Raw genomic sequence first — 23165 nt, 5'->3', positions numbered from 1 at the left:
TCCCTTGGTTCGAGGACCGAAGGAGAGAAGATGAGCCAGGAATCGGACCGTCGCGCTTTCATGATCTATTTGGGAGCCATTCTCTTGGTCGGGCTCGTGATCGTGTTCGGCGCTACGCTCTCGTGGAACTCGATCAGCATAAGCGGTCAGCCCACGCAATCTTCAACGGAAGCCAATCCTTGACGAAGTGGCCGAAAGACGAGCCGATCCGCTTGGACCGGCCGAGCGACGAAGGGCAGCGGGATGCGCTGAAAACCCTGTGGCAGGTCATCGCTGTGATCGCGACCGTGGTCGCTGTCGCATTTCTGCTCTACGTCTTGATCCTCGCTTACGGGGTCATGCAAAGGCTCTGAGCCGGCGCGACCTGTGCCGAGGCCATTGAGGCAGCATCTATTTCTCCCTGCGCCGCGCAGTCAGCTTCAGCCGGATGCCATAGTGATTGAGAGTGCCGGGAAGATTGGCGACGTCTAAAGAGGGATGCAGCAGCACAATCTCGCCGGCCGACAAGAATGTGCCCACGGCAAGGCTTGCAATCGTCGGCACGAGATTATGTGCCGGGCATATGACAGGACCGGCGCTGAAAGGCACGAGCCCTGCGGCCGGCAACGCATCGTTCTGTCCCCAGATGCTCGGTTCCATCCGATTGGCATAGAGGAGCGCGGGGTCTCGATGGAAAAAGGGGACGAAGATGATGACGCCAGTGCCTCGAGCGATGACCCTGTCGCCTGACTGGATGTCCTTGGTCAGCTGCCTGAGGATGGCGGGCGTCGTCGGCCAGAGACGCAAAACCTCCAGCAGACAACTGCGTGTGAAGGGCCGATCGAGATCGCCGCCGATGGCCTCTTCGACGGCTTTGCCCCAGTAGCTCACATGGCAGGCCAGCAAGGCGAGCGTCCTCATAACGGCAATTCCGGCTGCATCAAAGGCGAACAGCCACTGGGCCACCTGGTTTTCCGGAGCAAGCTCATCGCCTCTGGGAAACCGGTTGACCAGACTGTGCTTCTCCGGGTTCCCCAGATAGCGGCCGACCTGGTCGTGAAACCGAGCAAGCTTGCGCTGATCGACTGGGGCGGCAAATGCCCAGTTCGCCCGGCCTCGAAGTTCGTTCAAGGTCTCGGTCAATGTGACGTCGTTGCGCGCTCGTTCGCCGAGGACAATCCGCCGGACGATCCGGAACCAGGCCTGAGAAAAGGCCGGCCAATCGAGCTCACGGGGTAAGTTCAGGACCTGCAGGAATTCTTCGTCGACGATATTTTTGAAATGCATCGCATATGGATGCAGCCGGTCTGCCGCTGCCAAAGCGTGCTCATGGGCAGGCCGAAGCTCGGCGCGCCGAGAGTCCGATGAGATGAGGACGTTTTTCGGCTCGAAGTGAACAAGGGCGGCATGCTTTTCCGCCGTCGCCGCGGCAAACGGTTCGGGCGAGGATTGAAGCACCGTGGCGACATCGGCCGGATCGAGGATCAGCAGCTGTGGTCGCAATGGGATGGGCAGCAGAAGAGGAGCCGGCCCGTATTTGTTTCTCAGCCGCTGCATCTGTTCCACGGCGGTTCTGTCGAAGCCTTGCCGCTCCGCCAGACGCTCCATTGTCGGGCGGCGAATGATGATGCCCTTGGCAACCGTTGGGGCCACGACCGCCGTCAATACGCGGAGCGTATCGAGCCATCCGGCGCGATTAACTCTGGGAAAGATGGCGTGGCTTCGCGCGTTCATGACTCTTCAGCCTGGCCCGGCGGTTGGCCCATATCGATTCGATCGGCCGATCCTATCGATTTGGGTTTGGAACCAGGACCACGACCGTTTGTTCCGCTCGAGGCGAAGCGGCCGGCGCAAGCCGCTCAATCGACGAGATGGTTTCCGAGCATCGCAATCAGGCACTCGCGGGCGCGGCTCACCCGGCTTTTCAAGGTGCCGATCCGGCACCCGCACATTTTGGCGGCGTCCTCATAGCTTGTTCCGGCAGCCACCAACGTCAGAGCCCGGCGCCTGTCGTCGGAAAGCCGAGTCAATGCCCGCTGCAATTCGTGCTCCCGCAGCACCCACTCTTGGGTCGGGGCGATCGCGACCTGTTCCATCGCCGTGTCCATTCCAGCCGGCTCGCGTTTCTTCCGGCGATAATTGGTGCAGAACGTGTTTCGCAGGATGGTGAAAAGCCAGGATTTGAGGGAGGTGCCGGGCTGGTAAAGATGAATCGAGTTCAGCGCCTTCAGCAAGGTTTCCTGAACGAGATCGTCGATATCATCATCGCTGCGCAGGAACCTTCGGGCAAAGGCGCGCAATGCCGGCGTCAGCTCGACGATCTCCCGCTCGATCGCGGATTTTTCTTTGCAATGCGATGCGGGGCGTACTGAAGACGGGGAAGCCATTTTTCTCTCCTGGGATGAGAAGGAAAGTCGCTGGCTCCCTATTCGTTGCCGTACGATAGCGGACAAAAGTCCGGCTTGGCCGGCGACTGCTCGCCGGCTCGCGGACGGGAACAACGGCCTCCCGCAATCGTTCGGTGATCGCCGTCCGGGTACTCTCGATCGGGCGGTCTCTTCCTTGGCCGGACAGAGATGACGCCCCCGCCCAAGGGGGCGTCATATTTCCGATCGGAACATCCGACCGATGCGAGAGTTGATTGTCGTCACGACACGCCACAGGAGGATTAAATGGCAACCGAGAAGACTCTGAACGATCTGTTTCTCGATACTCTCAAGGACATCTATTACGCCGAAAAGCAGATCCTGAAGGCCCTGCCGAAGATGGCCCGCGCCGCGCAATCGGAAGAGGGCAAGGCCGGTTTTCTGCAGCATCGCGACGAGACCCAGGCGCAGGTCGAACGCCTCGAACAGGTTTTCGAAATGATCGGCAAACCGGCACGCGGCAAGACCTGCGAGGCCATTCAGGGCATCATCGCAGAAGCCGAGGAGATCATGGACGAATTCAAGGGCACGGTCGCCCTCGATGCTGGTCTGATTTCGTCCGCACAGGCCGTCGAGCATTATGAAATCGCCCGCTACGGCACGCTGATCGCCTGGGCCAAACAGCTCGGCCTTAAGGATGCCGTGCCGCTGCTGCAGGCTACGCTTGCCGAAGAAGAGGCGACTGACAAGAAGCTCACGCGGCTCGCCGAGTCCTCGGCCAACGTCAAGGGCAAAGGCAAGGCAGCCTGAGCCGCTCGATGCGCTATGCTTCTTCGCAACGGCCGCCGTCCCGGCGGCCGTGCTTTTGCCCGGATTGCCCCTGAGATCAAAGACCGAGCTGCCAGATTTCGGCGGTGAGCACATTCCCCTCGGGCGCGATGAGACGCGCCGAGCTTACCCCGCTGAAGCCGGGCAGCCGCTTGGTTCCGGTCCAGCGGCCATCGTCGGCGAAGACCTCGATTGAACCTGCATCGAGGAATATCCGGATGGACGACGGGCGCGCGCCGGCGGCGATGTAGCGTGGCGACACCTTGGCATGCGCCACCGAAAAGGGAATGCTCAGCCCATCGTCGTTCAAAAGAACCTCGAGCGCCGCCTGCGGATGTTCGAACGTCAGGCGAAACGCCTTGCCCGGCTCCTTGAGTGTGAGCAGGATTTCGACGGCGCCGTTGGCGAGGTCGACCGCCTGGCCGTCCAGAAGGCCATAGGCATCTAGCCGGCGTTGCCGCAGGCTTTCGACACCGGCGACCGGCGGCGTGATCAGAGCCCCCTCGTGCAATGCCAGCCGGCGCGGCAGCGTCATCGCCGACGCCATGTCGATATCCTTGGAGACGTCAGTCCAGTTCGCCAGCCATGCGATGCCGACCGGGCCGCCGCCATCGACGAAGGCCTGGAACGCGTAGGCGTCGGTGCCGAAATCCAGTTCCTGTTCGAATTCCACGGCGAAGCTGCGGCCATCGAAGCGGCCGACGGTCGCAAGCGTCATATTGCGCCGGCCCGTTGCCGGATCGCGGCTGGTGAGAAGACCGAAGATCAGTGCCCAGCGGGTCGACGGGTCGTTTACGGGACCGTTGAGGGGCACCATGCAGGGGCATTCCGCGGCCGTCATTCCGAAGCGGTTCTCGCGATGAAGCACGCCGAGGAAAGTCCATCCCGTCGCCGCGGCCGGATCATCGGTTTCATAGAGCAGGATCACGCCGCCCTCACGGTCCCGAGTGCCGAGCAGCATCTTCCATTTGTCATCGGGACCCATGAAGACATAGGGATCGCGGAAGTCGGTCGTCAGGCCGAGGCCCGCGGGCCGCGCGGGCAGGATCAGGCTTGCCGGCTCGACGCTGACAAGATCGCGACTGGTTGCTGTGAACTGAACCTGTTCCTCCGGTTTCCGATCCTTCATGTGCTCGGTGAAGAAGATGCGAAAGCCGGCTTCATCCCCGGGAAGAGCGATCGCCGAGCCGGAAAATGCGCCGCCGCGTCCATCGGCCCGTGCGGCGAGTTCGTCCGAAGGCGGAAGAAAGATCGGAAGATGCTTCCAGTGAAGAAAATCGTCCGAGACAGCGTGACCCCAATGCATGTTGTTCCACCGCAGACTGTGGGGATAGTGCTGGTAGAACAGGTGCACCCTGCCGCCGAATCTACCAAAACCGTTGGGATCGTTCATCCAACCGAAGCGTGGGCGGAAGTGATAGCCGCCGGAGATTTCGGGTGCGACGTTGGAAGACCCGACATGCAGCATCCGGATGCCTTTTTCGAGAACGCCGGGCTGAAGGAAGGCGTAGAGAACCGAGACCTGCGTCGTCACGGGATCGTAGGAGAAGTCGGTTTCCCCTCCGCTTTCCAGCGTCAGCACCCGAAACTCGAATTCATGGCGATTTGACGTTTCCACAGTGATGGCCGGATCGCCATCGACATAGGCGGTCAATCTTCCCACGGCGCCGCCATGCCGGGCCTTGATCCACGCGTGGATCGTCGCTCCCGCGGGCAGGACGGCGCTGATCGTCTCCGACCCGCGTTCATGGGACGGAGTCATCGCTTGGCTTGTCATCAATTCAACCTTTCACGGCGGAGCCGATGAAGGAACTCACGAACCAGCGCTGGAAAACGAGGTAGAGCCCCAGGATCGGGATCATCATCAATACGGAGGCGGCCATCGCCCGATCCCAGTAGATGCTGTCCTGACCGAAGAAGGTCGCGATGGCGACGGCGATCGGGCGGGCATAATCGGTCTGGGTGACGAGGATCGGCCAGAGATACTGGTTCCAGGTCTCGATGCCCATGAGGATCGAGACGGTGGCCAGTGCGGGCAGGCTGAGGGGCAGGAAAATCGAGCGATAGGCCCGGAAGAAGGACGCGCCGTCCATCTCGGCGGCTTCCAGCAGTTCCTTCGGCAGCTGCGTGAAGAACTGGTAGAACAGGAAGATGTAGAGCGGGCTCGCGACCCAGGGCACGATCTGCACCGCGAAGGTGTCGGACATTCCCGCCCTGGATACCATGATCACGAGGGGCATGATGATGCTTTCCTGCGGGATCACATAAAGCGCAATCACGATCGACAGGATGACGGCGCGGCCCCGGAGCGATCCCCAGGCCAGGACGAAACCGGCCATCGAATTGACGATCAGGCCTGAGCAGACCGTGGTCGCCAGGATGATCAGCGAGTTGATGAGGTAACGGCCGAAGGCGAGTTCGCCTGAGAGGTGGCCGACCTCCGCATAGTTGGAGAGCGTCGGTTTCGAAACCCAGAAGGCGCGGAAACTGCCCATATCGGCCAAGATCTGGAACCGGTCATCCTTCAGGCTCGCCACGACGAGGAGCAGCAACGGGGAGACGATCACCAGGGCGATGATGAAGATAGAGACCGTCTGGATGGTGCGCAGAACCCTTGCGGCGGAGCGCGGCCGCGCCGCGCGGGCCTGCGGGATCGAGAGAGCGATATCAGACATCGAAGCGCCTCAGGAGCTGGCGCTGGATCAGCGCGATGATGAGAACGATGACGAACAGGATGACCGAAACGGCCGAGGCATAGCCCATCTTCTGCTCTTCGAAGCCGGCGCGGACCATGTAGTGCACCACCGTCTCGGTGCTGCTCTTCGGCCCGCCTTGCGTGAGGATGGCGACCTGGGTGTAGAGCTTGAACGCTTGGATGGTCGTGATCACGAGGACGAAGACATGGGTCGGCCGCAGGCCTGGCATCGTGACATGCCAGAATCGCCGGAAGGCGTTGGCGCCGTCGATCTTGGCGGCATCGTAGAGTTCGTCTGGAATGCCCTGGAGGCCGGCGAGATAGACGATCATCTGGAAGCCATAGGCCTGCCAGGCCGAGAGCAGGACGATGGAAAACATCGCCCATTCGGGATCGCCTAGCCAATCGATCGGCTGGATCGCTCCGCCGGAGAGAAAGCCGAGGATCTGGTTGAACGGTCCCGTCGGATATTGGAACAGGGTGCCCCAGATGACGCAGACCACCACCATAGAGGTGATCGCCGGAAGGAAGAACATGCCGCGCAGCAGATTGCGGAACGGCAGCTTCTGATGCAGCAGCAGCGCCGTCGCAAAGGCGAGGCCGCATTGCACCGGAATGATCCAAAAGGTGAAGCGCGAGACGTTCCAGAGAGCCGTCCAGAAGAGATCGTCCTGGAAGATGCGGATGAAATTGTTGAACCAGACGAAGCGGACGGGCGTCGGCCGGGGCACGAGAGGCTGGTTGGTCATCGCCGTCCAGAAAGACAGGAGGAACGGCACGATCAGAAAGACGGTCAACAGAATCACGGCCGGCGCGAGCATGGCCGCTTCCTGCATCAGCCGTCCCTTGTCACGCCGGAGCGTTATTCGAGCGGATCGCGACGATGTCGATTGTTGCATGGCCATACAGCTCCTCCTCTCCAGGCGTGATGTCGGTTCCGCCTTGCGATGTCACACGGACGCATCGCAAGGCTCCGATTGGTCGGCGAGGGCGATTATTGCTCGTCACCGAACGGCGGGTATCCGTCATTATCCTCGATGTCCTGGTCGATCTTCTTGGCGGCTGTTGCGAGCGCCTCCTTGGGATCGCCGCCATTGAACACCTCGTCGACGGCTTGCATAAAGGCCGACGTGATTGTGGGATAGGCTGGATGCGGCGGACGTGCGACGGCGGTCTTGGATGCCTGTTCGAAGGCGATCGCCATCGGACCGCCATCGGCATAGAGCGGAGACTCGGCAGCGAAGCTCTTCAATCCGGGGTAGCCGGATTGGCTTGCGACATAGGCCCGGTATTCCTTGTCCTTCAGCAGGAAGCTGATGAACTTAGCCGCGATATCGGGATGTTTCGATGTCTTGGTGATCGCCCAGATCCAGGTGCCATTGGGGCTTACGCTCTTTGCGCCGAACTTCGGAAGCGGCAGGACGACGAGGTTGTCCTTCATGGCGGCTACCGCCTCCGCATAGACCCAATGTCCGCCGAGCGCCAGGGCCGCCGGATTGCCTTCGGCGTAGAACTGGTTGGTGCCGGCCGACTGTGGCACGACCCAGCCGTTCTTAACCCATTTCTGCATCATCGCGAGTGCATCGACGCAGGCGTCGCTGTCGAGCGTGCCCTCGGATTTCCAGGCTTTGCGGTCGATCAGATCGCAGCCGGCCGATTGCAGGATGGGGCCGTAGGCATAGGTTATCCATTCGGTCTTGATGCCGTAGCCGCGGAAGGTGTCAATCGGCCATTTCACGCCATCGAGCTTCGAGAGCTTCTCGAGATAGGTTTCGAACTCCTCCCGCGTCCAGGCATCGTCGACGGATTTCGGGATGCGGGCGCCGATCGCTTCGAGATATTTCTTGTTGCCGTAAAGAACGACGGAAGAGTCCGTCAGGCCGATCGCATAGAGATCCTTGTCGATCGGATATGTGCCCTGCGCGATGTTGGACTCCGTCATGTCGTCGAGGACGTCCTTGTCGATCAGCGGCTTGATCGGCTGAAGATATCCCGACCAGACGTAATTGGCGAGGAACGGCGCATCGAGTTCCATGACGTCGGGCAGTTGCTTGGCCATGACGGCCGCGCTGAACTTCTCGTTATAGGCGTCGTGCGGCGCATAGATGAATTGGACGTCGACATCGGGATTGGCGGCTTCGAAGCGCTCGGCGACCTTGCCATAGGCGGCGACGAAGCCCGGATCGCCCTGATGCATGACCTGGATCGCGGTCTTTTCGGCTGCGTCAGCCCAAGTGGCGGCAAGTGCCGAAGACAGGACGAGAGACCAAAGTAAACGTTTACCCATTAGAATTCCTCCTCAATTGAATGGGCCTTCCTCAATTTACACGGATGCCCGTTCCACCAACTGGAACGGCAGTTTCTGCACCCCGACCGGAGGCCGGTCTTCGGCAAGCAGGATGTGCGCGGCCTGGCGACCCATGGCGCGGTGCGGCAGCGCCATTGTTGTCAGCGGCGGATCGAGGCGTGAGGCGATCTCGACCTGGTTGTCGAAGCTTGCAACGGCAACGTCATCGGGAATGGTCGCGCCCGAGCGGCGCAGTGCGGCATAGACCTCCATCGCCACACGGTCATTGCCGCACAGGATGGCATCGGGAGGCCGGGGACCGTTCATCAGCTCATGCACATGCGTTGCCACGAGGCTAGGCGCCCGGTCGCTGTAAACAGCCTTGCCGACGGCCGGCAAGACCACGGCGCCGGCTCCGTTGATGCCGGCATGATCGAGCGCCTGGCGAAAACCGAGTTCGCGCAGTTCGCCAGCGAGAATGCCGGGCAGGTTGATGAAGGCGATATTGCGACGGCCTGCCTCGATCAGGTACTGCGTCATTTCGATCGCCGCTCCCGTTTCGTCCGGCACCAGGGACGCCACGCGGTCATTGGCGTCCCGGCAGTTGATCATGACGCCGACCGTGTCGGCAAACTCGGCCGGCAGGTCGACGCTTTTGTGATACATGGCCGCATAGGCAATCGCGCGCGGGCGAAAGCGCCGCATCTCGTCGAGGATTGATCCGACGCTGCGGTGGCCGCCGAGCGTCATGGCGAAGACGGCCATGTCGGAAGCGCGCACGGCGCCGTCGAGCCCCCTGATGATCTCAGTCGCGAAGGGTGACGTGATCAGATCATCGGCAACGAGCCCAACGAGTGGCATCCAGCCCTGCCGCATGCTGCGCGCGGCGAAGTTGGTGACATAGCCGAGTTCCTCGGCGATCTCCTTGATCCGCTGGCGCGTTTCGTCCGACATACGCGCCGAACCGCCATGCAGAGCGCCTGACACGGTCTTGACGGAAACGCCTGCGCGGGCGGCTATGTCGTTGAGTGAAGCAGTCACGGGTTCGCTTTGGGTTATCGATTACCCACATCAGTATCAATCGCTTTCCGATGAGTCAAGCGGTGACAGTCCCCTGCCCCGCTCAATCGATCTCCTCAGGGATGAAGCCACCGGTCTGGCGCCTCCAGAGGCGTGCAAACAGCCCATCGCGTTCGACCAGTTCTTCCGGCCGGCCTTCTTCCACAATCCGTCCGTGATCGAGCACGACGATGCGGTCCATTCTGGCGATCGTCGAGAGGCGGTGGGCGATGGCGATCACCGTCTTTCCCTCCATGACGAGGTTCAACCGCTCCTGGATAGCGGCTTCGGATTCGCTGTCGAGGGCCGAGGTCGCCTCGTCGAGAACCAGGATCGGCGCGTCCTTCAGGAGCACGCGGGCGATTGCGACGCGCTGGCGCTGGCCGCCGGACAGTTTGATGCCGCGATCGCCGACGAAGGCCTCGTAGCCCTTGCGGCCTTCGCTGTCTGTCAGATCGGCGATGAAGGCATCGGCGCTAGCCATCTTCGCCACCCGCTCGATCTCTTCCCGCGTCGCCTCCGGCCGGCCGTAACGGATATTGTCGCCGACCGAGCGATGCAGCAGCGCGACATCCTGGGCGATGACGCCGATCGCCCGGCGAAGGCTCGCTTGGGTGACCGCGCGGATATCCTGCGCATCAATCAGGATCGCGCCCTCGTTGATATCGTAGAAGCGCAGGAGCAGGTTTGCGAGCGTCGTCTTGCCGGCGCCTGACAGACCGACGAGACCGACCTTCTCGCCTGGCCGGATCGTCAGCGACAGATTGTCGATCACGGCTTTGCCGGACTTGTAGGCGAAGCGGACGCTTTCGAAGCGGATTTCGCCTCGTTGCGCCGTGAGATTGGTCGCATCCGGCCGGTCGGTGATCGTGGGCGGCGTCGTCATGACGGGCATGGCGTCCTTGATCGTGCCGATCGCCTGGAAGATCTGCTGGCCCATCTGCAGGAAGACGAAGATCTGCGACGACAGCCGGTGGAGGATATAGATCGCCCCGACGAACTCGCCGACCGTGAGGAAGCCTTTGACGAGGCCGGAAAATCCGACCGCCAGCATGCTCAGCCACAGCAGCGTATTGAAAATGACGACGGTCACTTCCGACGAGCGGTAGATGCGCTGTTCGCTGTGCTGCGTCTGCACCGCCTTGCCGATGATGCGGCGGATGGCGCCCGCCTCGCTGTCTTCGGCCGCAAACTGCTTGATCATCTGCATGTTGGTATAGAGATCGGTGATGGCGCCGGCGACCAGGCTGCGCTGCTTGGCGGTGCGGCGCGAGCGCTCGACGAAAACGGGCACGATCTTGGCGGTGAAGGCGACGTTGAGCACGATCCACACGACGACCGGCAGCGCAAGCTGCCAGGCAAGCGCGCTCAGCAGGATCACCGAGCCCACCAGCTGCATCAGGAAGCGCGGAATGGACTGGAAAGCGGCGAGGATCTGCTGCTGGACGGCGGACGAGACCTGCTGCAGCCGCGAGGAAACCTGGCCGGCATAGACATCGTGGAAGAAGGCGAGATCCTGCCGCTCCACCGCCTTGTGCCCCTGCCACTGGATGGCGGCCGGCATTGCTATGCCCAATGTGTGCGAGTTCAGCGTGTTGAGCATGAAGGACACGATCGGCATTACGGGAAAGATCAGGAGGCCGAGAACGGTCAGCAGCCGCCATTCACTCTGCAGGAAGGCGGCAGCACCTACCTCAGTCACACCGTCAACGATGACCGAAAGCCCCCAGACAATCGTCAGGTTGATCACCTCGAACACCATGGAGCAAAGCGCCAGCGCAATCAGCACGCCACGAAACATGCCGATGAAATGCAGGAGCACCGTCACCGGCCCTTTCGACGGCAGCGGCCGGTAGGGTATGTCCAGCGGCCGGATCAGGGTTTCGAAAGGACGATAGATCGCATCTGAAATCGACATGGGCCGCTCGGGTTCAAATATCGGAAGGAGAGCGCGGACTCAGGGCTTCGCAGGTACGATAGGACCATCTCGCGCCTGCAATCTCAACTAGAATTTTGCTGAATGTCTGGAAACGGGAGGCTGTGGAAATGGATAAAGTGAGCGGTGGAAGGGTGGCAGATATGCCTTCCCTCGGAATGAACCCCGCCGAAGCGGGGTTCATTGAGCAGGCAAGTCGCTCAGTTATTATGCGCTGCGCAGGCTTCGTCCATCGGCGTGGCGTTGCTCGTGCCGCCCTGCGTCTGGAGATTGGCGGAGTTGTTGACCGGGTTCGGGCACTTGGTCTTGTCCATTTTCATCGTGCCGCTGGTTGTTGAGCCGGTCGTGGTGGTATCAGTGGCCATCGGCTTCTTGGCCTTCGTGTCTGTCGTGGCGCCGCCGCCCTGATCGGCCTGGTTCTTGTCGATCGTGGCGCCGGCCGGTGCCGGGTTGGACTGGGCGAAAGCCGACGTGGCCATGCCGAGAGCGAAAAGTGAAGCTGCTACGAGTTTCATACGCATTCTATTGTCCTCCTTGGGGATCTTTGCATGCTAGGCCTATTCACAACCTCGCCGGCAGATCATTGTTCCGCTTCCGTGGAAGACAAATGCATCCATGGCCTGCGACCCGGATTGCAGGCAGCAAGCGGGAGGATGAGCGGCAGACCGCTCCACGGGTTGATTTCTTCGACCAGCAAAAGCAGCAGCGTCTGAATGCCTGATCTGGCGCCCCGCTGGGCGCGGACGGCTCAGATCCTTCGGTCGAACAGCACCAGCGACTGGGCGTCCTTCAAGCGGAACATCTGGGCGGGCCGGTTGCTCGCCCGGCGCATCTCGCCTTCGACCGGCTCCAGGAAATCGGCCTCCGCCATGCGCTTTCGAAAAGCCGATTTGTCCAGCTTGCGGCCGAGAAGGGTTTCATAGACCGATTGCAGCTCGCTGAGTGTAAAGCGGGCCGGTAGCAGATGGCCGGGCATATTCGAATATTCGACCTTGCTGCGGATGCGGCCGAGCGCCTCCTTGAGGAGGGACGCATGGTCGAAGGCAAGGGACAAGCCGACGCCGTCGCCTTCTATCGGCCGCCATTCGGCCTCCTTAGCCAGCGCATCCTGCCGTTCGGCGACGTCGTCGGCCGAAAGCAGCGCGATATAGACGATGCTGATGCTCCAGCCCCTCGGGTCTCGATCGCGGTTCCCCGTCGTTTGCAGCTGTTCGAGATAGGGTGTTTCGACGCCGGTTTTTTCCTTCAGAACCCGCCGCGCCGCTCCCTCCAGATCCGCATCCTCGTCGATATGGATCCAGCCGCCAGGCAGAGCCCAGTCGCCGGCGAAGGGCGCGTTCGCGCGTCGCACCAGAAGCACGGAGAGGCCCGCCGGCGACAGCGAGAAGATGGCGAGATCGACGGTCGCGATCGGTTTGAAGGCGTCATTATCGTGTGTCGTCATGATGGGAACATAGCAGGTGTGAGCCTTAGTGTAAATCTTCAACTAAGTTAGTTGACATTTGTCACTAAGTCATGTTTTTCTTTTTCGACACGAGCGAGGGGCTCGCGCCAAGAACAGGAAAACGGATATGTTCGGACTTCGCTTCATCAAGACGGAACCCACGCAATACGTCATCCAATATCAGAACGGCAAGGCCGTCCGCGAGGGCGCCGGCCTTGCCTTCTGGCATTTCTCGCCTTCGAGCTCTCTCGTGCTCGTGCCGACGGCCAGCGTCAACGATCCTTTCATCTTTCCTCTGGTGACATCAGACTTCCAGGAAGTGACGGTGCAGGGGCAGATCACCTACCGCATCGCCGAGCCGCGCCGCACGGCGGCACTTTTGAATTTCACGCTCGACCGCAGGGGCCACTATGTCTCGGAGGATCCGCAGAAGCTTTCGACCCGCGTGATCGACCGCGTTCAGGTGGCGATGCGCGCCGAGGTGCAGACGCTGTCGCTGAAGGAGGTTCTTGCTTCGGGCGAGGCGCTCGTCGCCGGCGTGGCCGAGGCGCTCAAGGTGCATCCGACGATCGAAGCGCTCGGCTTGGAGATTCTCGGCCTGTCGCTGCTTGCCGTGATGCCGAAGGCCGAGACATCAAAGGCGCTGGAAGCACATGCCCGTGAAGCCCTGCTGCGGCAGGCCGACGAGGCCATCTATAGCAGGCGAAACGCGGCGATCGAGCAGGAGCGGACGATCAAGGAAAACGAGATCGCCACCGAGATTACCCTGGAGAACAAGAGGCGGCAGGTGCGCGAAGCCCAGATGGAGGCCGAACGCGCCGTGCAGGAACGGCAGCTGCAAATCCGCCGGGAAGAAATGGCCGGCAAGATCGCGCTCGAAGAGCAGAACCGCGAGCTGGTGACGCTGGCGGCGACCAATGCCCGGGCCGAGGCCGACGCGCAGGCCTATGCGCTGACGGCGATGATGAAATCCTTCGAAGAGGCCGATCCGAAAGTGCTGCAGGCACTCGCCTCGGTCGGTATGCAGCCGGGCCAGCTGATGGCGCTCGCCTTCCGCGACCTTGCCGACAATGCGACGAAGATCGGCCAGCTGAACGTCTCGCCCGATCTTCTCAGGGAGATCTTGCAGCCGCAGGAGGGCAAGGACCGTGCCGGTCTCTGACGAGCGCAAGATCATCCTTGTCGTCAGGCCGACCCGGCTCGACGAACTCATCGCCCGATTCAACACGGTGCAGCAAGCGCAGTTCTATGTCGAACATCTCGGCGCCGACTTCAGCGACTACCTCGCCGAGAAGAAGCGATACGAAACGGCTATATCAGAGGTGGAAGCAAGCCTGCGCGCCGTCGCCCGCGTCCAGCGCCTCGACCGCCGCTACCTCGCGAGCTTCGTCTTCGCTCCCGACGATGTTGTCGTGGTGCTCGGCCAGGATGGCCTGGTCGCCAATACGCTGAAATATCTCGACGGGCAGCCGGTGCTCGGCGTCAACCCCGACCCCAAGCGCTGGGACGGCCTGCTGCTGCCCTTCAACCCGAAGAGCCTTCCGAAGGTGATCGGCGAGGCGCTGAAAAACAAGCGGCCGATCAAGCACGTCAGCATGGCCAAGGCGACGCTCAACACCGGCGTCGTCATCCACGCGGTCAACGACCTCTTCATCGGCCCGCAAAGCCATGTCTCGGCGCGCTATATCCTGCAGGCCGAACAGCGCGAGGAGCGCCAGTCCTCGAGCGGCATCATCGTCTCGACGGGCATGGGCTCGACCGGCTGGCTGAAGAGCCTCTATTCCGGCTGGCTCGGAGCCGCGACCGCGCTGGGGCTCGAACCCGCCGACCGGACGATCGACATGTCCTTCGCCTGGGATGCGGATTACCTGCGCTACTTCGTGCGCGAACCCTTCCCCAGCCGCACCACCGGCACCACCATCGTCGCCGGCATCGTCTCTCAGGACCAGCCGCTCACCATCGTCTCCGAAATGCCGGAACACGGCGTCATCTTCAGCGACGGCATCGAGGCGGATTTTCTGGAGTTCAACGCCGGCACGCGGGCGGAGGTGACGCTGGCTGAGCGGCAGGGGATGCTGGTGGTGTGAGGGAGCTGAGGTTCGGATGGCTATGGTAGGGTAATGACACCGGTGTCCTGGAGCGAACCGAGATCGCCGGCTGTTACCCTTAAGATATAATCGTAAATCGCTGCTGCGCTTGCTTCCGCCGTCTTTGAAGTGACATCCAAATTCAGCGTAAACGGGTGTCGGGGGTGGAGGACCTGGGCTCGTCTGCTTTTCTCCCTGGCAGCCTGCACGTCAACGGACTTTAACCGCTCGCGACGCGCCGGTGTGGTAACGCGCCGCGCCAACTCTTCCTCGTCGCAGAGCAATCTCACGGGCACCAGCACCGCCCCGCGTTGTTCGGCCGCGCCGGCAATCTGCTGAAAGGTGCGATTGCTACGTTCATCACCTTCTATGCCGGCATGCGTGAAAATGAAATTCGCCGAAGGAGTGGCCATAAGCGACAATCGCATCTAGGACGGCTTGTCGGACTCTTGCGGTATATGCCCGTACTCCATTCGGGAGAGGCGTCATTCCGTCGTCGTCGAGCAGACGCAGTATCGGGTTGTTGAACCAATGATTGTCAATGACCTTTGCAGTCAGGAGCGGGCTTAGTTCTCTCGCGATGGTCAGCTTTCCGACGCCGGGAAAGCCCAAGAGAAGAATAAATAGTTTCATGGGCTGTCTTCCTTATTCACAGCTGACTTCTCGAACCTCGCAGTCACTGCAATCGACGATTAAGATGCGGTGCCCGATTTGGTCGGGCTTATAAAATCATAAATCGTAGCGCGGCTTCGAAAAGCCGTCGCTTCCTTTGGTCGTCTCAAGGCTCATCAAATGCCTACCATGTTGGTAACCGCCTTGCCGTGGGCATCGTCTCCCGCGAATCAGCCGCTCGCCATCGTTTTCCGAGATGCCTGAACGCGGCGTCATCTTCAGAGATGGCATCGAAGCGAATTTTCTCAAATTTAATGCCGGGACACCAGGGTGTGATGCCGGCTAAGCGGCTGGAGTTTGCAACGGTATAGGGGGCTAGCGCCCTGATTTATTTGGTATTGATCCGGAAATGGAAGTAATATCGAGGTTTGGTTCCTTTACTTCTCTACTGTCTTCTCACGGCATGTAGTTGCTGTCGCTTTTGAGCGGAGACGAGGAGCTTTCGCAGGGATGAAGCTGAGCGGCGGCTGCTGATCAAAAATGCGTCGGGATATCGACTGTTGCTCCGGAGAGGAGCGGCGCGCCACGTTATTGATGCAAGGGGCGGCGCTGCGATCCTTCGAGGCTCCGCCCTCTGGGCTGCGTGACTCAGCAACCGTGTTGTTGCGGTTCGCTCCATGGGGTTCGTCTTTTGATGATAGTGTTGATCATGACGATGAATTTCCGCATGGCGGCGGCGAGCGCGACCTTGGGTGGTTTGCCGGCAGCGCGCAGTCGTTTGTGGAAGGCCTTGATGGCCGGACTGCAGCGAATGGCCGAGAGCGTTGCCATGTAGAGGGCGCAGCGGACGGTGGCGCGGCCGCCGGCGATGTGGCGCTGGCCACGCCAGGTGCCGCTGTCGTGGGCGACCGGGGCGACGCCGACGAGGGCTGCGAGTTTCTTGTCGTCGATGGCGCCGAGTTCGGGCAGTTCGGCGATGAGCACGGCGGCGCCGACCTCGCCGATGCCTGGCACGGTCAGCAGCAGGTCGCGGCGTGCGGCCATGTCGGGTTCGGCCTCGATGGCAAGCGCGATGGCGGCATCGACGCGGGCGAGCTGGCTCTTGAGGGCGGCGAGGGTCTCGCCGATCAGGGTGGCGACGGCTTGCGGGGCGTGTTCGAGGCGGTTCTTCTCAGCGACCGCCATGTCGATGAGCTGGCGGCGGCGGGCGACCAGGGCAGCAAGCGCGATGCGACCGTCGTCGATATGGGGGATCTTTGCCGGCCGCATCGCTCTGGCGAAGTGGAGAATGACGCGGGCGTCGACCTGATCGGTCTTGGCCAGCCGGCCGCTGGCCCTGGCGAAATCGCGCACCTGGCGGGGATTGACAACGGCGACGGCAATATCGGCGGCCATCAGCGCCCTGACGATCGCCATCTCGTAACCGCCGGTGGCTCGACGACGGCCAGCTCGGCGCCGGCTATCGCTGTCGCCAGCGCGGCCCGGCCTGGCGCGTCGTTGTCGAAACGGACAACCGCGGCTTTGCCCTCGACGGCCACGTCGAAATGGGCTTTCGAGACATCGATGCCGACCATGAAAGCTTGGGCAATATGCATGGGTGCTCCTCCTTGCAACGCGGGCTCGAAGCCCATCAACCGTTCGAGCGAAGACATCGCGACGGAGATGCTCGCTGGGGCACGAGTTCGAAACGCAAGGATGACACGCATCCCCGTCGGTCGCGCAGCCCGTTTATACGCCAACGGCAACGTACAAGGATGGAGGGATGTTGGGGGATGCCGCGCCTTGGAGGGCGTTGGCGAGGCCGTGTCGATGGCGGGCGCCGTATGATTTTGCGCGGGCGCGACGCCCAAGAGAGCGTCACCCTGAGGTGCCCGTAAGGGCCTCGAAGGTCGGAGCGGGTGCGCAGGTGTCAAATGAAAAGGACCGGTGTTGCCGCACGCTCCGCACGGGCTGCCGAGGAGGAGCCGCCCTCATGGCGCACCGCCGCCAAGGCCGCTAGCCGGTGCCCTGCTCCTTGTCCGCAGCCACTGCCGAAACCAGCCCGCGCTGCGCGTGCCTCATCCCATCGGGAAGGTGAAACCAATCGTGCCTGGACTCCTCGTAGACGGAAACCAGGGGCGGTGGAAATGCCGGGTCGGCGAACGCGCCAACGGCGACGATGTAGAGGTCGGGATTGAAATCGCCTTCCCAGTATAGGGACGTGCCGCAGTTCGGGCAGAAATGGAATCGCACCTTGCGCCCCTGCGCGGCGTCCCGCTCGAAGATCCTGCGATCCCCCTCGATCATCACTTCCGCCTTCCCGAAGATCGCGCCGCTGCCGGCCACCGCGCCGGTTCTGCGCTGGCAATCGCGGCAGTGGCAGATGCTCACCATGAGCGGATCGCCTGATGTCTTTGCGCGGAGTGATCCGCAATGGCATTGCGCAAGCCTGTTCATCCGTCACCTCGGTTGCTTTTTGCTGATCTTGTTCGTGGTCGGTTAGAGCGCTGCGTCCCATGAGAGTGTAGGAGGTTACCGCGCCGGCGCTCAAGAGCACTTCAAGGGGCGTGGGTGCGAGTCGCGTCGAAAGGAGCGGCGTTGCTGCGAGTGCTTCGAGGCTCCGCCCTGCCGGCTGCGCACCTCAGCATGAGGGTTGGCGGAGGATGCCGTGGCTGACGTCCGTTGGTGAGTGCCGAGGTCGACGAGAGGCGTTGGAGGGTGTCGGCGGCCACGAGGTAGTGACCCTGCGGTGCCCCATGAGGGCTTCGAACGGCGTGGGGGTTTGATATCGCCCTGACAGAAGCCCGGCGCGGGAGAGTGCGCCGGGCTTCGATAGTGACCGACAGCATGGGAGGAGGAGTGCTGTCTATCGGGCCAAAGCAGCTAGGAGGGCAGCGCTTCGGCTCATCACGAGGTAGTGCCGCAATGCGGCGAATTCAAGCCGATATCTACCACCGATATCGCGCAGATGATCTCCTGCGTCGTTGTCCGCGGACAACCGGGGAGGCGGCGATTTATGATCGGTCGCGAACGAGGGCCGCCTAGTTGTCGCCACATGAGGCCAGTTGGCGTCGTGGCTGCCTGCCGCCGGTTTGCTCTTTTGCAGCGGCGGGTCAACGGCTTTCTGTCCGCGCAGGTTCTGTAAGATCTTCTTTCGGCATGTTCGGCAGGCATCTCCTGGATGGGTTGTCCGCGGACAACTGATGTGGTGATGCTTCATCTTGCCCGCATTTGCTGCTGCTGCCGGGGAGGCTCCTAGGTGGCTTTCCGCTTCTATGTTAATGTTCGGCATGTCTTCATGTGAGGGGGTAGATGGACAGGAAGCTCGCGGCTATCTTAGCGGCCGACGTCGTCGGGTACTCGGCGCTGATGGAGCGGGACGAGACGGGCACGTTCGAGCGTCTCACCGCGATGCGCAAAGCGCTGATCGAACCAGAAGTCACCAAGCGACGCGGCTGCATCTTCAAGCTCATGGGCGACGGCTTGCTCGCCGAATTCGGCAGCGCCGTGGATGCTGTGGAATGCGCGGTGTCGGTGCAGCGCGCGCTGAACGAGCGCAATGCGAAGGTGCCGCAAAACGAGCGGCTGGAGCTGAGGATTGGGCTCAATCTCGGTGAAGTCATTGTCGACGGCGATGACCGCTATGGAGAAGGCGTCAATGTGTCGGCGCGTCTGCAGCAACTCGCTGATCCCGGTGGCATCTGCATCTCCGGCAAAGTCGTGCGGGAGGTCGAAAAGACACTTGCCTTCGGATTTGAATCGATGGGGGAGCAGCAGGTCAAGAATATCACTGAGCCGATCACGGTGCATCGCCTCGTGCAGGAAGGGACTTCACCGGAGACGCGATTGGCGAGGCCACCTGCCCTGCCGAATAGGCCGTCGATAGCCGTGTTGGCCTTTGAGAACATGAGCGGCGATCCAGAACAGGAGTATTTTGCGGATGGACTGGTCGAGGATGTCATCACCAATCTTTCCAAAATTCCGAGCCTGTTCGTCATCGCGCGAAACTCCACCTTCGCATACAAACATAAGGCCATCGACGTCAGGCAGATCGCCAGAGAACTTGGTGTCCGCTATGTGCTGGAAGGCAGTATCCGGCGCTCAGCGAACCGGTTGCGCATCACTGCGCAACTGATCGAAGGGCGGGACGCAACCCATATCTGGGCCGACAGGTTTGAGGGCGCAGCGGAGGACATTTTCGATCTGCAGGATCAGCTAACCGAGCGGATCGTTGGTACACTTGAGCCGACGATCCGGCGGGCGGAGATCGAGCGCGCGCGACGCAAACGGCCAGGCAGCCTGGATGCCTATGATTTTTTTCTCCGCGCGTTGCCGCACACTTATGCCAACACGCCGGCGGAGTCTGATGAAGCCCTGCGGTTGCTGAGAGAGGCCTTGCGTCTTGATCCCGACTACGCCTGCGCACATGGCTATGCCGCCTGGGGATACGAGCAGCGTTTCCTGCGCGGCGGCTTCGATCCCGAGGATAGAGCCGCTGCGCTTAGACACGCGCACGCGGCACTCGCGACAGGCCGGGACGATCCGCAGGCGCTTTGCCTCGGAGCTTTCGTCCATGCCACGATAACCCACGGTTACGAGCGCTCGATCAACGCGCTTGACAGGGCACTGATGCTGGACGGCAATTCGTCGCTCGCTTACGGATTAAGCGCGATGGTCCACATGTTCAACGAAACTTACGACCAGTCACGCGACCATGCATTCAAGGCGCTTCGGCTAAGCCCACTCGATCCAATGAACTACCATTCCTATCTCGCATTGGCTTGGGTCAGCCTGTTTACCTCGCAGTTCGAGGAGGCGGTAAAGTATTCAGCTCTCGGCATCCAGGTGAACCCCGGTTTTAGCATCCTTCATGCCAGCCTGGTGGCAAGTTATGCCAATCTCGATCGGCTGGAGGCCGCTCAAGCCGCTGCCGGGCGCCTCCTGCAGGTCGCGCCTGGCTGGACGATAGGCGAGTTTGTCCGGATGGGCGTGGTGCGGCCTCAGCTAATGAATGGGCTGGCGTTGGCGTTGCGCAAGGCCGGACTGCCGGAATAAAATATTGCCTTCCATCCAGTGGTTTACGGGCGCGAATTTGCTCTTCTGGCGCCGCAAGGATGCCATGCCCGCGAAAGAGCATGAACCATGGCTTTGCCGAAGTAACGAAAGCAACGGTCGATTTGGCTTCCGTACGAGAAATTATACACGTAGAATCATCGACTTAAGATTTTCTAAGCCGAGGCAGTTCCTGCCTTGCGGCGCTTGTAGCGGCAGCAGGCGCCCTCCCCTCACTCGAAATCCCCGGAGGAAAGCAACGGCTTGCATCCTTTAGCCGCACCCGGCGTTATCCACGAAGCAATTCGGAGGATAGGGTAATGGCTGATGCGCTCCACCTCAAGAGATATCCCCTCGCCACGGCGATGGTCGCCGCCGCTGTCGGGGCGATCGTGTTTATGCAGGCAAGGCAGCGCAGCTCGCTGGCGCCGCCGGCGGCAGTCGCCTGGTCCGGTGACGATCACGGGCGCAGCGCGGCGACACCCGAGGCCATTCCGATGAGCGGCCTACGCGATGTGTTCTGGCGCGTCTTCCACGAAGTGTGGGATGACCGAGTTACGCTGATCGCCGCGGGCGTGACCTTTTATCTTCTGCTGGCGATATTTCCGGCGCTTGCGGCCCTGGTCTCGCTCTATGGACTGGCTGCCGATCCCGTCACCATCTCCGAACATCTGCGCGAGATGGCCGTTCTCCTGCCGCCCGGCGCCTTCGATCTTCTTGCCGATCAGATCAAGGCGCTCGTCGAAAATCGCGAGAGCACGCTTGGCATTACGTTTTTCGTCGGTCTGGCGATCGCGCTCTGGAGCACCCATAGTGGCACGCTGGCGATTTTCGATGCGATGAACGTCGCCTATGAGGAGAGGGAGAAGCGGAGCTTTTTGCGGCTTAATCTGATCGGCCTCTGCTTCACACTATGCGCGATCATCTTTGCGGTCCTCATGGTGGCGCTCGTCGGCGTGATGCCTGTCGTGCTCTCCTATCTCTGGCTCGATCAGTTCAAGGAGCAGATGGCGCTGCTCCTGAGATGGCCGCTGCTTCTGCTCGTGGTAGCGGCAGCCGTTACGTTGGTCTACCGTTTCGGCCCGAGCCGTGAGCCCGCCAGGATCCGGTGGATGACGTGGGGCGCTGTTCTGACCGCGCTCGCCTGGGCCGCCATGTCGCTCGGCTTCTCCTTCTATCTCGAGCATTTCGCCAATTACAACGCGACCTATGGCACCCTTGGCGCGTTGATCGGCTTTCTCATCTGGATCTGGCTTTCCGTTGTCATTCTCATTGTCGGCGCGGAGCTCAACGCCGAGCTGGAGCATCAGACGGCGCGGGACACGACGACGGGCCACCCGCTGCCGATGGGCGCGCGAGGCGCCTATGTCGCCGATACGCTGGGTGAGACGGTGCGCTGAGCGTCCGAGCTGATGGCGAAAACTGTGAGTGGTTTTCGGACGACATCATCACCCACTCTTCAATGGGGCAGTCTCGGTGACTGCTCCTCCAATTGATGTATCCTGTCCTTCGGCAGGTTCGACAGAGGAGACGATCATGACCGCCCCGCATCCTTCCAAAACCCATATCGGCAATCATGCGCTGCATCCCGAAACGCAGATGCTGAACTACGGCTACGATCCCGAGCTTTCGGAAGGGGCGGTCAAGCCGCCGGTGTTCCTGACCTCTACCTTCGTCTTCAATTCCGCCGAGGATGGCCGCGACTTCTTCGATTATGTCTCGGGCCGGCGCGAGCCGCCGGCCGGCAAGGGCGCCGGCCTCGTCTATTCGCGCTTCAATCATCCAAATAGCGAGATCGTCGAAGACAGGCTCGCCGTCTATGAGCGGACGGAAAGCGGCGCGCTCTTCTCGTCCGGCATGGCGGCGATCGCCACGACCCTATTCGCCTTCGCCCGCCCAGGGGATGCGATCCTGCATTCGCAGCCGCTCTATGGCGGCACCGAAACCTTGCTCGCAAAGACCTTCCTCAATTTCGGCGTCGCCGCGGTCGGCTTTGCCGATGGCGTCAGCGAGGCATCGGTGCAGAAATCGGCGGATGAGGCGGTCGGCAAGGGCCGCGTTTCCGTCATCCTCATCGAGACGCCCGCCAACCCGACCAACAGCCTCGTCGACGTCGCGATGATCCGGCGCGTGGCCGATGCGATCGGCGTAAGGCAGGGGCATGTGCCGATCGTCGTCTGCGACAATACTCTGCTCGGACCGGTCTTTCAGCGGCCGATCGAGCATGGCGCCGATATCTCGCTTTATTCGCTGACCAAATATGTCGGCGGCCATTCCGATCTGATCGCCGGCGCTGTCCTCGGACGCAAGGCTGTCATCAAGCAGGTCAAGGCGCTGCGCGGGGCGATCGGCACGCAGCTCGATCCGCATTCCTGCTGGATGCTCGGCCGGTCGCTGGAAACGCTGCAGCTGCGCATGGAGCGGGCCAACAGCAATGCCCGCGCCGTTGCCGATTTCCTGCGTGATCATCCGAAGGTCGAGAAGGTTCATTATCTCCCATACCACGATCCGGACTCGCCGTCGGGCCGCACCTTCGCCGCGCAATGCACCGGCGCCGGCTCGACCTTCTCCTTCGATATCCGCGGCGGCCAGCCGGCCTCCTTCAAATTCCTGAACGCGCTGCAGGTCTTCAAGCTTGCCGTTAGCCTCGGCGGCACGGAGTCGCTGGCGAGCCACCCCGCCGCCATGACGCATTCCGGCGTGCCGGCCGATGTCAGGGAGCGCATCGGCGTGCTGGAATCGACGATCCGGCTATCGATCGGCATCGAGCATCCGGACGATCTGATCGCCGACCTGGAGCTCGCCTTGCAGACCGCCTGATCTGGCTGGAGGAGAAGATGC

Annotated in this window: 19 protein-coding genes and 2 pseudogenes; 8 read left to right on the top strand and 13 right to left on the bottom strand. The window is 61.6% G+C overall.

Annotated elements, in window-relative coordinates:
• The first annotated feature begins 30 nt into the window (after window positions 1-30).
• Both PH551_RS06115 and PH551_RS06110 read left to right on the top strand, forming a co-directional pair.
• Complete coding sequence (locus PH551_RS06115; protein WP_210632049.1) at window positions 31-183, top strand: hypothetical protein; 153 nt, start codon at window positions 31-33, stop codon at window positions 181-183.
• Window positions 180-353, top strand: a complete 174-nt coding sequence (locus PH551_RS06110; protein WP_285192277.1) for a hypothetical protein — start codon at window positions 180-182, stop codon at window positions 351-353. Before PH551_RS06115 ends, PH551_RS06110 begins: the two co-directional genes overlap by 4 nt.
• 37 nt (window positions 354-390) lie before the next feature.
• Here the strand turns inward: PH551_RS06110 and PH551_RS06105 are convergent, their stop codons facing one another.
• Both PH551_RS06105 and PH551_RS06100 read right to left on the bottom strand, forming a co-directional pair.
• A complete protein-coding gene (locus PH551_RS06105) occupies window positions 391-1713 on the bottom strand; it encodes a cytochrome P450 (RefSeq protein ID WP_285192276.1) in 1323 nt (440 codons plus the stop codon).
• Between the two features lie 125 nt (window positions 1714-1838).
• Complete coding sequence (locus PH551_RS06100) at window positions 1839-2366, bottom strand: sigma-70 family RNA polymerase sigma factor (RefSeq protein WP_285192275.1); 528 nt, start codon at window positions 2364-2366, stop codon at window positions 1839-1841.
• Between the two features lie 285 nt (window positions 2367-2651).
• Here PH551_RS06100 and PH551_RS06095 point away from each other — a divergent pair, with 285 nt between their 5' ends.
• Window positions 2652-3155 (top strand): YciE/YciF ferroxidase family protein, encoded by a 504-nt coding sequence (locus PH551_RS06095; protein WP_285192274.1) that lies wholly within the window; start codon window positions 2652-2654, stop codon window positions 3153-3155.
• A 76-nt stretch (window positions 3156-3231) separates the two neighbouring features.
• Here PH551_RS06095 and PH551_RS06090 read toward each other — a convergent pair whose 3' ends face one another.
• The 8 genes from PH551_RS06090 to PH551_RS06055 form a co-directional block, all read right to left on the bottom strand.
• A complete protein-coding gene (locus PH551_RS06090) occupies window positions 3232-4950 on the bottom strand; it encodes a GH32 C-terminal domain-containing protein (RefSeq protein WP_285192273.1) in 1719 nt (572 codons plus the stop codon).
• A gap of 4 nt (window positions 4951-4954) precedes the next feature.
• A complete protein-coding gene (locus PH551_RS06085) occupies window positions 4955-5848 on the bottom strand; it encodes a carbohydrate ABC transporter permease (protein ID WP_285192272.1) in 894 nt (297 codons plus the stop codon).
• Window positions 5841-6773, bottom strand: a complete 933-nt coding sequence (locus tag PH551_RS06080; protein WP_285192271.1) for a carbohydrate ABC transporter permease — start codon at window positions 6771-6773, stop codon at window positions 5841-5843. Before PH551_RS06080 ends, PH551_RS06085 begins: the two co-directional genes overlap by 8 nt.
• 89 nt (window positions 6774-6862) lie before the next feature.
• Window positions 6863-8155: an ABC transporter substrate-binding protein gene (locus tag PH551_RS06075; RefSeq protein ID WP_285192270.1), complete on the bottom strand. Its 1293-nt coding sequence runs from the start codon at window positions 8153-8155 to the stop codon at window positions 6863-6865.
• Between the two features lie 36 nt (window positions 8156-8191).
• Entirely contained in the window at window positions 8192-9196 is a 1005-nt protein-coding gene (locus tag PH551_RS06070) for a LacI family DNA-binding transcriptional regulator (protein ID WP_285192269.1), read from the bottom strand.
• Window positions 9197-9278: 82 nt separating this feature from the next.
• Window positions 9279-11132, bottom strand: coding sequence for an ABC transporter ATP-binding protein (locus PH551_RS06065; protein WP_285192268.1), 1854 nt, complete (start codon window positions 11130-11132; stop codon window positions 9279-9281).
• 218 nt (window positions 11133-11350) lie between these two features.
• Window positions 11351-11671, bottom strand: a complete 321-nt coding sequence (locus PH551_RS06060; protein WP_085781329.1) for a hypothetical protein — start codon at window positions 11669-11671, stop codon at window positions 11351-11353.
• Between the two features lie 227 nt (window positions 11672-11898).
• Entirely contained in the window at window positions 11899-12594 is a 696-nt protein-coding gene (locus tag PH551_RS06055) for an NUDIX hydrolase (protein ID WP_285192267.1), read from the bottom strand.
• 127 nt (window positions 12595-12721) lie between these two features.
• Between PH551_RS06055 and PH551_RS06050 the strand changes: the two genes are divergently transcribed.
• On the top strand, window positions 12722-13756 hold the full coding sequence (locus PH551_RS06050; protein WP_085781327.1) for an SPFH domain-containing protein: 1035 nt from the start codon (window positions 12722-12724) through the stop codon (window positions 13754-13756).
• On the top strand, window positions 13743-14681 hold the full coding sequence (locus PH551_RS06045) for a diacylglycerol kinase catalytic domain-containing protein (RefSeq protein ID WP_285192266.1): 939 nt from the start codon (window positions 13743-13745) through the stop codon (window positions 14679-14681). Before PH551_RS06050 ends, PH551_RS06045 begins: the two co-directional genes overlap by 14 nt.
• 20 nt (window positions 14682-14701) lie before the next feature.
• Here the strand turns inward: PH551_RS06045 and PH551_RS06040 are convergent.
• The 3 genes and pseudogenes from PH551_RS06040 to PH551_RS06030 all read right to left on the bottom strand — a co-directional run bounded on the left by PH551_RS06040 (window position 14702) and on the right by PH551_RS06030 (window position 17729).
• Window positions 14702-15314 (bottom strand): annotated as a pseudogene (locus tag PH551_RS06040) (AAA family ATPase).
• A 627-nt stretch (window positions 15315-15941) separates the two neighbouring features.
• Window positions 15942-16888 (bottom strand): annotated as a pseudogene (locus PH551_RS06035) (IS110 family RNA-guided transposase).
• Window positions 16889-17288: 400 nt separating this feature from the next.
• A complete protein-coding gene (locus PH551_RS06030; RefSeq protein WP_483315406.1) occupies window positions 17289-17729 on the bottom strand; it encodes a GFA family protein in 441 nt (146 codons plus the stop codon).
• Window positions 17730-18584: 855 nt separating this feature from the next.
• On the opposite strand from PH551_RS06030, the gene PH551_RS06025 reads away from it, so the two are divergent.
• The 3 genes from PH551_RS06025 to PH551_RS06015 all read left to right on the top strand — a co-directional run bounded on the left by PH551_RS06025 (window position 18585) and on the right by PH551_RS06015 (window position 23144).
• Window positions 18585-20327: an adenylate/guanylate cyclase domain-containing protein gene (locus PH551_RS06025; RefSeq protein WP_285192264.1), complete on the top strand. Its 1743-nt coding sequence runs from the start codon at window positions 18585-18587 to the stop codon at window positions 20325-20327.
• Window positions 20328-20644: 317 nt separating this feature from the next.
• A complete protein-coding gene (locus PH551_RS06020) occupies window positions 20645-21724 on the top strand; it encodes a YihY/virulence factor BrkB family protein (RefSeq protein ID WP_285192263.1) in 1080 nt (359 codons plus the stop codon).
• 136 nt (window positions 21725-21860) lie between these two features.
• A complete protein-coding gene (locus tag PH551_RS06015) occupies window positions 21861-23144 on the top strand; it encodes a cystathionine gamma-synthase family protein (RefSeq protein ID WP_285192262.1) in 1284 nt (427 codons plus the stop codon).
• Window positions 23145-23165: the final 21 nt, after the last annotated feature.

The sequence above is a fragment of the Rhizobium atlanticum genome, assembly GCF_030182485.1.
GTDB lineage: Bacteria > Pseudomonadota > Alphaproteobacteria > Rhizobiales > Rhizobiaceae > Rhizobium.
Note: the sequence above shows the minus strand (reverse complement) of the source record. Positions and strands in the feature narration are given on the sequence as shown.

Coding starts and splice junctions, on each gene's coding strand:
- PH551_RS06085 (WP_285192272.1), bottom strand. CDS start 5,848: ATGTCTGATATCGCTCTCTCGATCCCGCAGGCCCGCGCGGCGCGGCCG.
- PH551_RS06095 (WP_285192274.1), top strand. CDS start 2,652: ATGGCAACCGAGAAGACTCTGAACGATCTGTTTCTCGATACTCTCAAG.
- PH551_RS06055 (WP_285192267.1), bottom strand. CDS start 12,594: ATGACGACACACGATAATGACGCCTTCAAACCGATCGCGACCGTCGAT.
- PH551_RS06065 (WP_285192268.1), bottom strand. CDS start 11,132: ATGTCGATTTCAGATGCGATCTATCGTCCTTTCGAAACCCTGATCCGG.
- PH551_RS06020 (WP_285192263.1), top strand. CDS start 20,645: ATGGCTGATGCGCTCCACCTCAAGAGATATCCCCTCGCCACGGCGATG.
- PH551_RS06060 (WP_085781329.1), bottom strand. CDS start 11,671: ATGCGTATGAAACTCGTAGCAGCTTCACTTTTCGCTCTCGGCATGGCC.
- PH551_RS06025 (WP_285192264.1), top strand. CDS start 18,585: ATGGACAGGAAGCTCGCGGCTATCTTAGCGGCCGACGTCGTCGGGTAC.
- PH551_RS06015 (WP_285192262.1), top strand. CDS start 21,861: ATGACCGCCCCGCATCCTTCCAAAACCCATATCGGCAATCATGCGCTG.
- PH551_RS06050 (WP_085781327.1), top strand. CDS start 12,722: ATGTTCGGACTTCGCTTCATCAAGACGGAACCCACGCAATACGTCATC.
- PH551_RS06100 (WP_285192275.1), bottom strand. CDS start 2,366: ATGGCTTCCCCGTCTTCAGTACGCCCCGCATCGCATTGCAAAGAAAAA.
- PH551_RS06115 (WP_210632049.1), top strand. CDS start 31: ATGAGCCAGGAATCGGACCGTCGCGCTTTCATGATCTATTTGGGAGCC.
- PH551_RS06090 (WP_285192273.1), bottom strand. CDS start 4,950: ATGACAAGCCAAGCGATGACTCCGTCCCATGAACGCGGGTCGGAGACG.
- PH551_RS06075 (WP_285192270.1), bottom strand. CDS start 8,155: ATGGGTAAACGTTTACTTTGGTCTCTCGTCCTGTCTTCGGCACTTGCC.
- PH551_RS06080 (WP_285192271.1), bottom strand. CDS start 6,773: ATGGCCATGCAACAATCGACATCGTCGCGATCCGCTCGAATAACGCTC.
- PH551_RS06030 (WP_483315406.1), bottom strand. CDS start 17,729: ATGAACAGGCTTGCGCAATGCCATTGCGGATCACTCCGCGCAAAGACA.
- PH551_RS06105 (WP_285192276.1), bottom strand. CDS start 1,713: ATGAACGCGCGAAGCCACGCCATCTTTCCCAGAGTTAATCGCGCCGGA.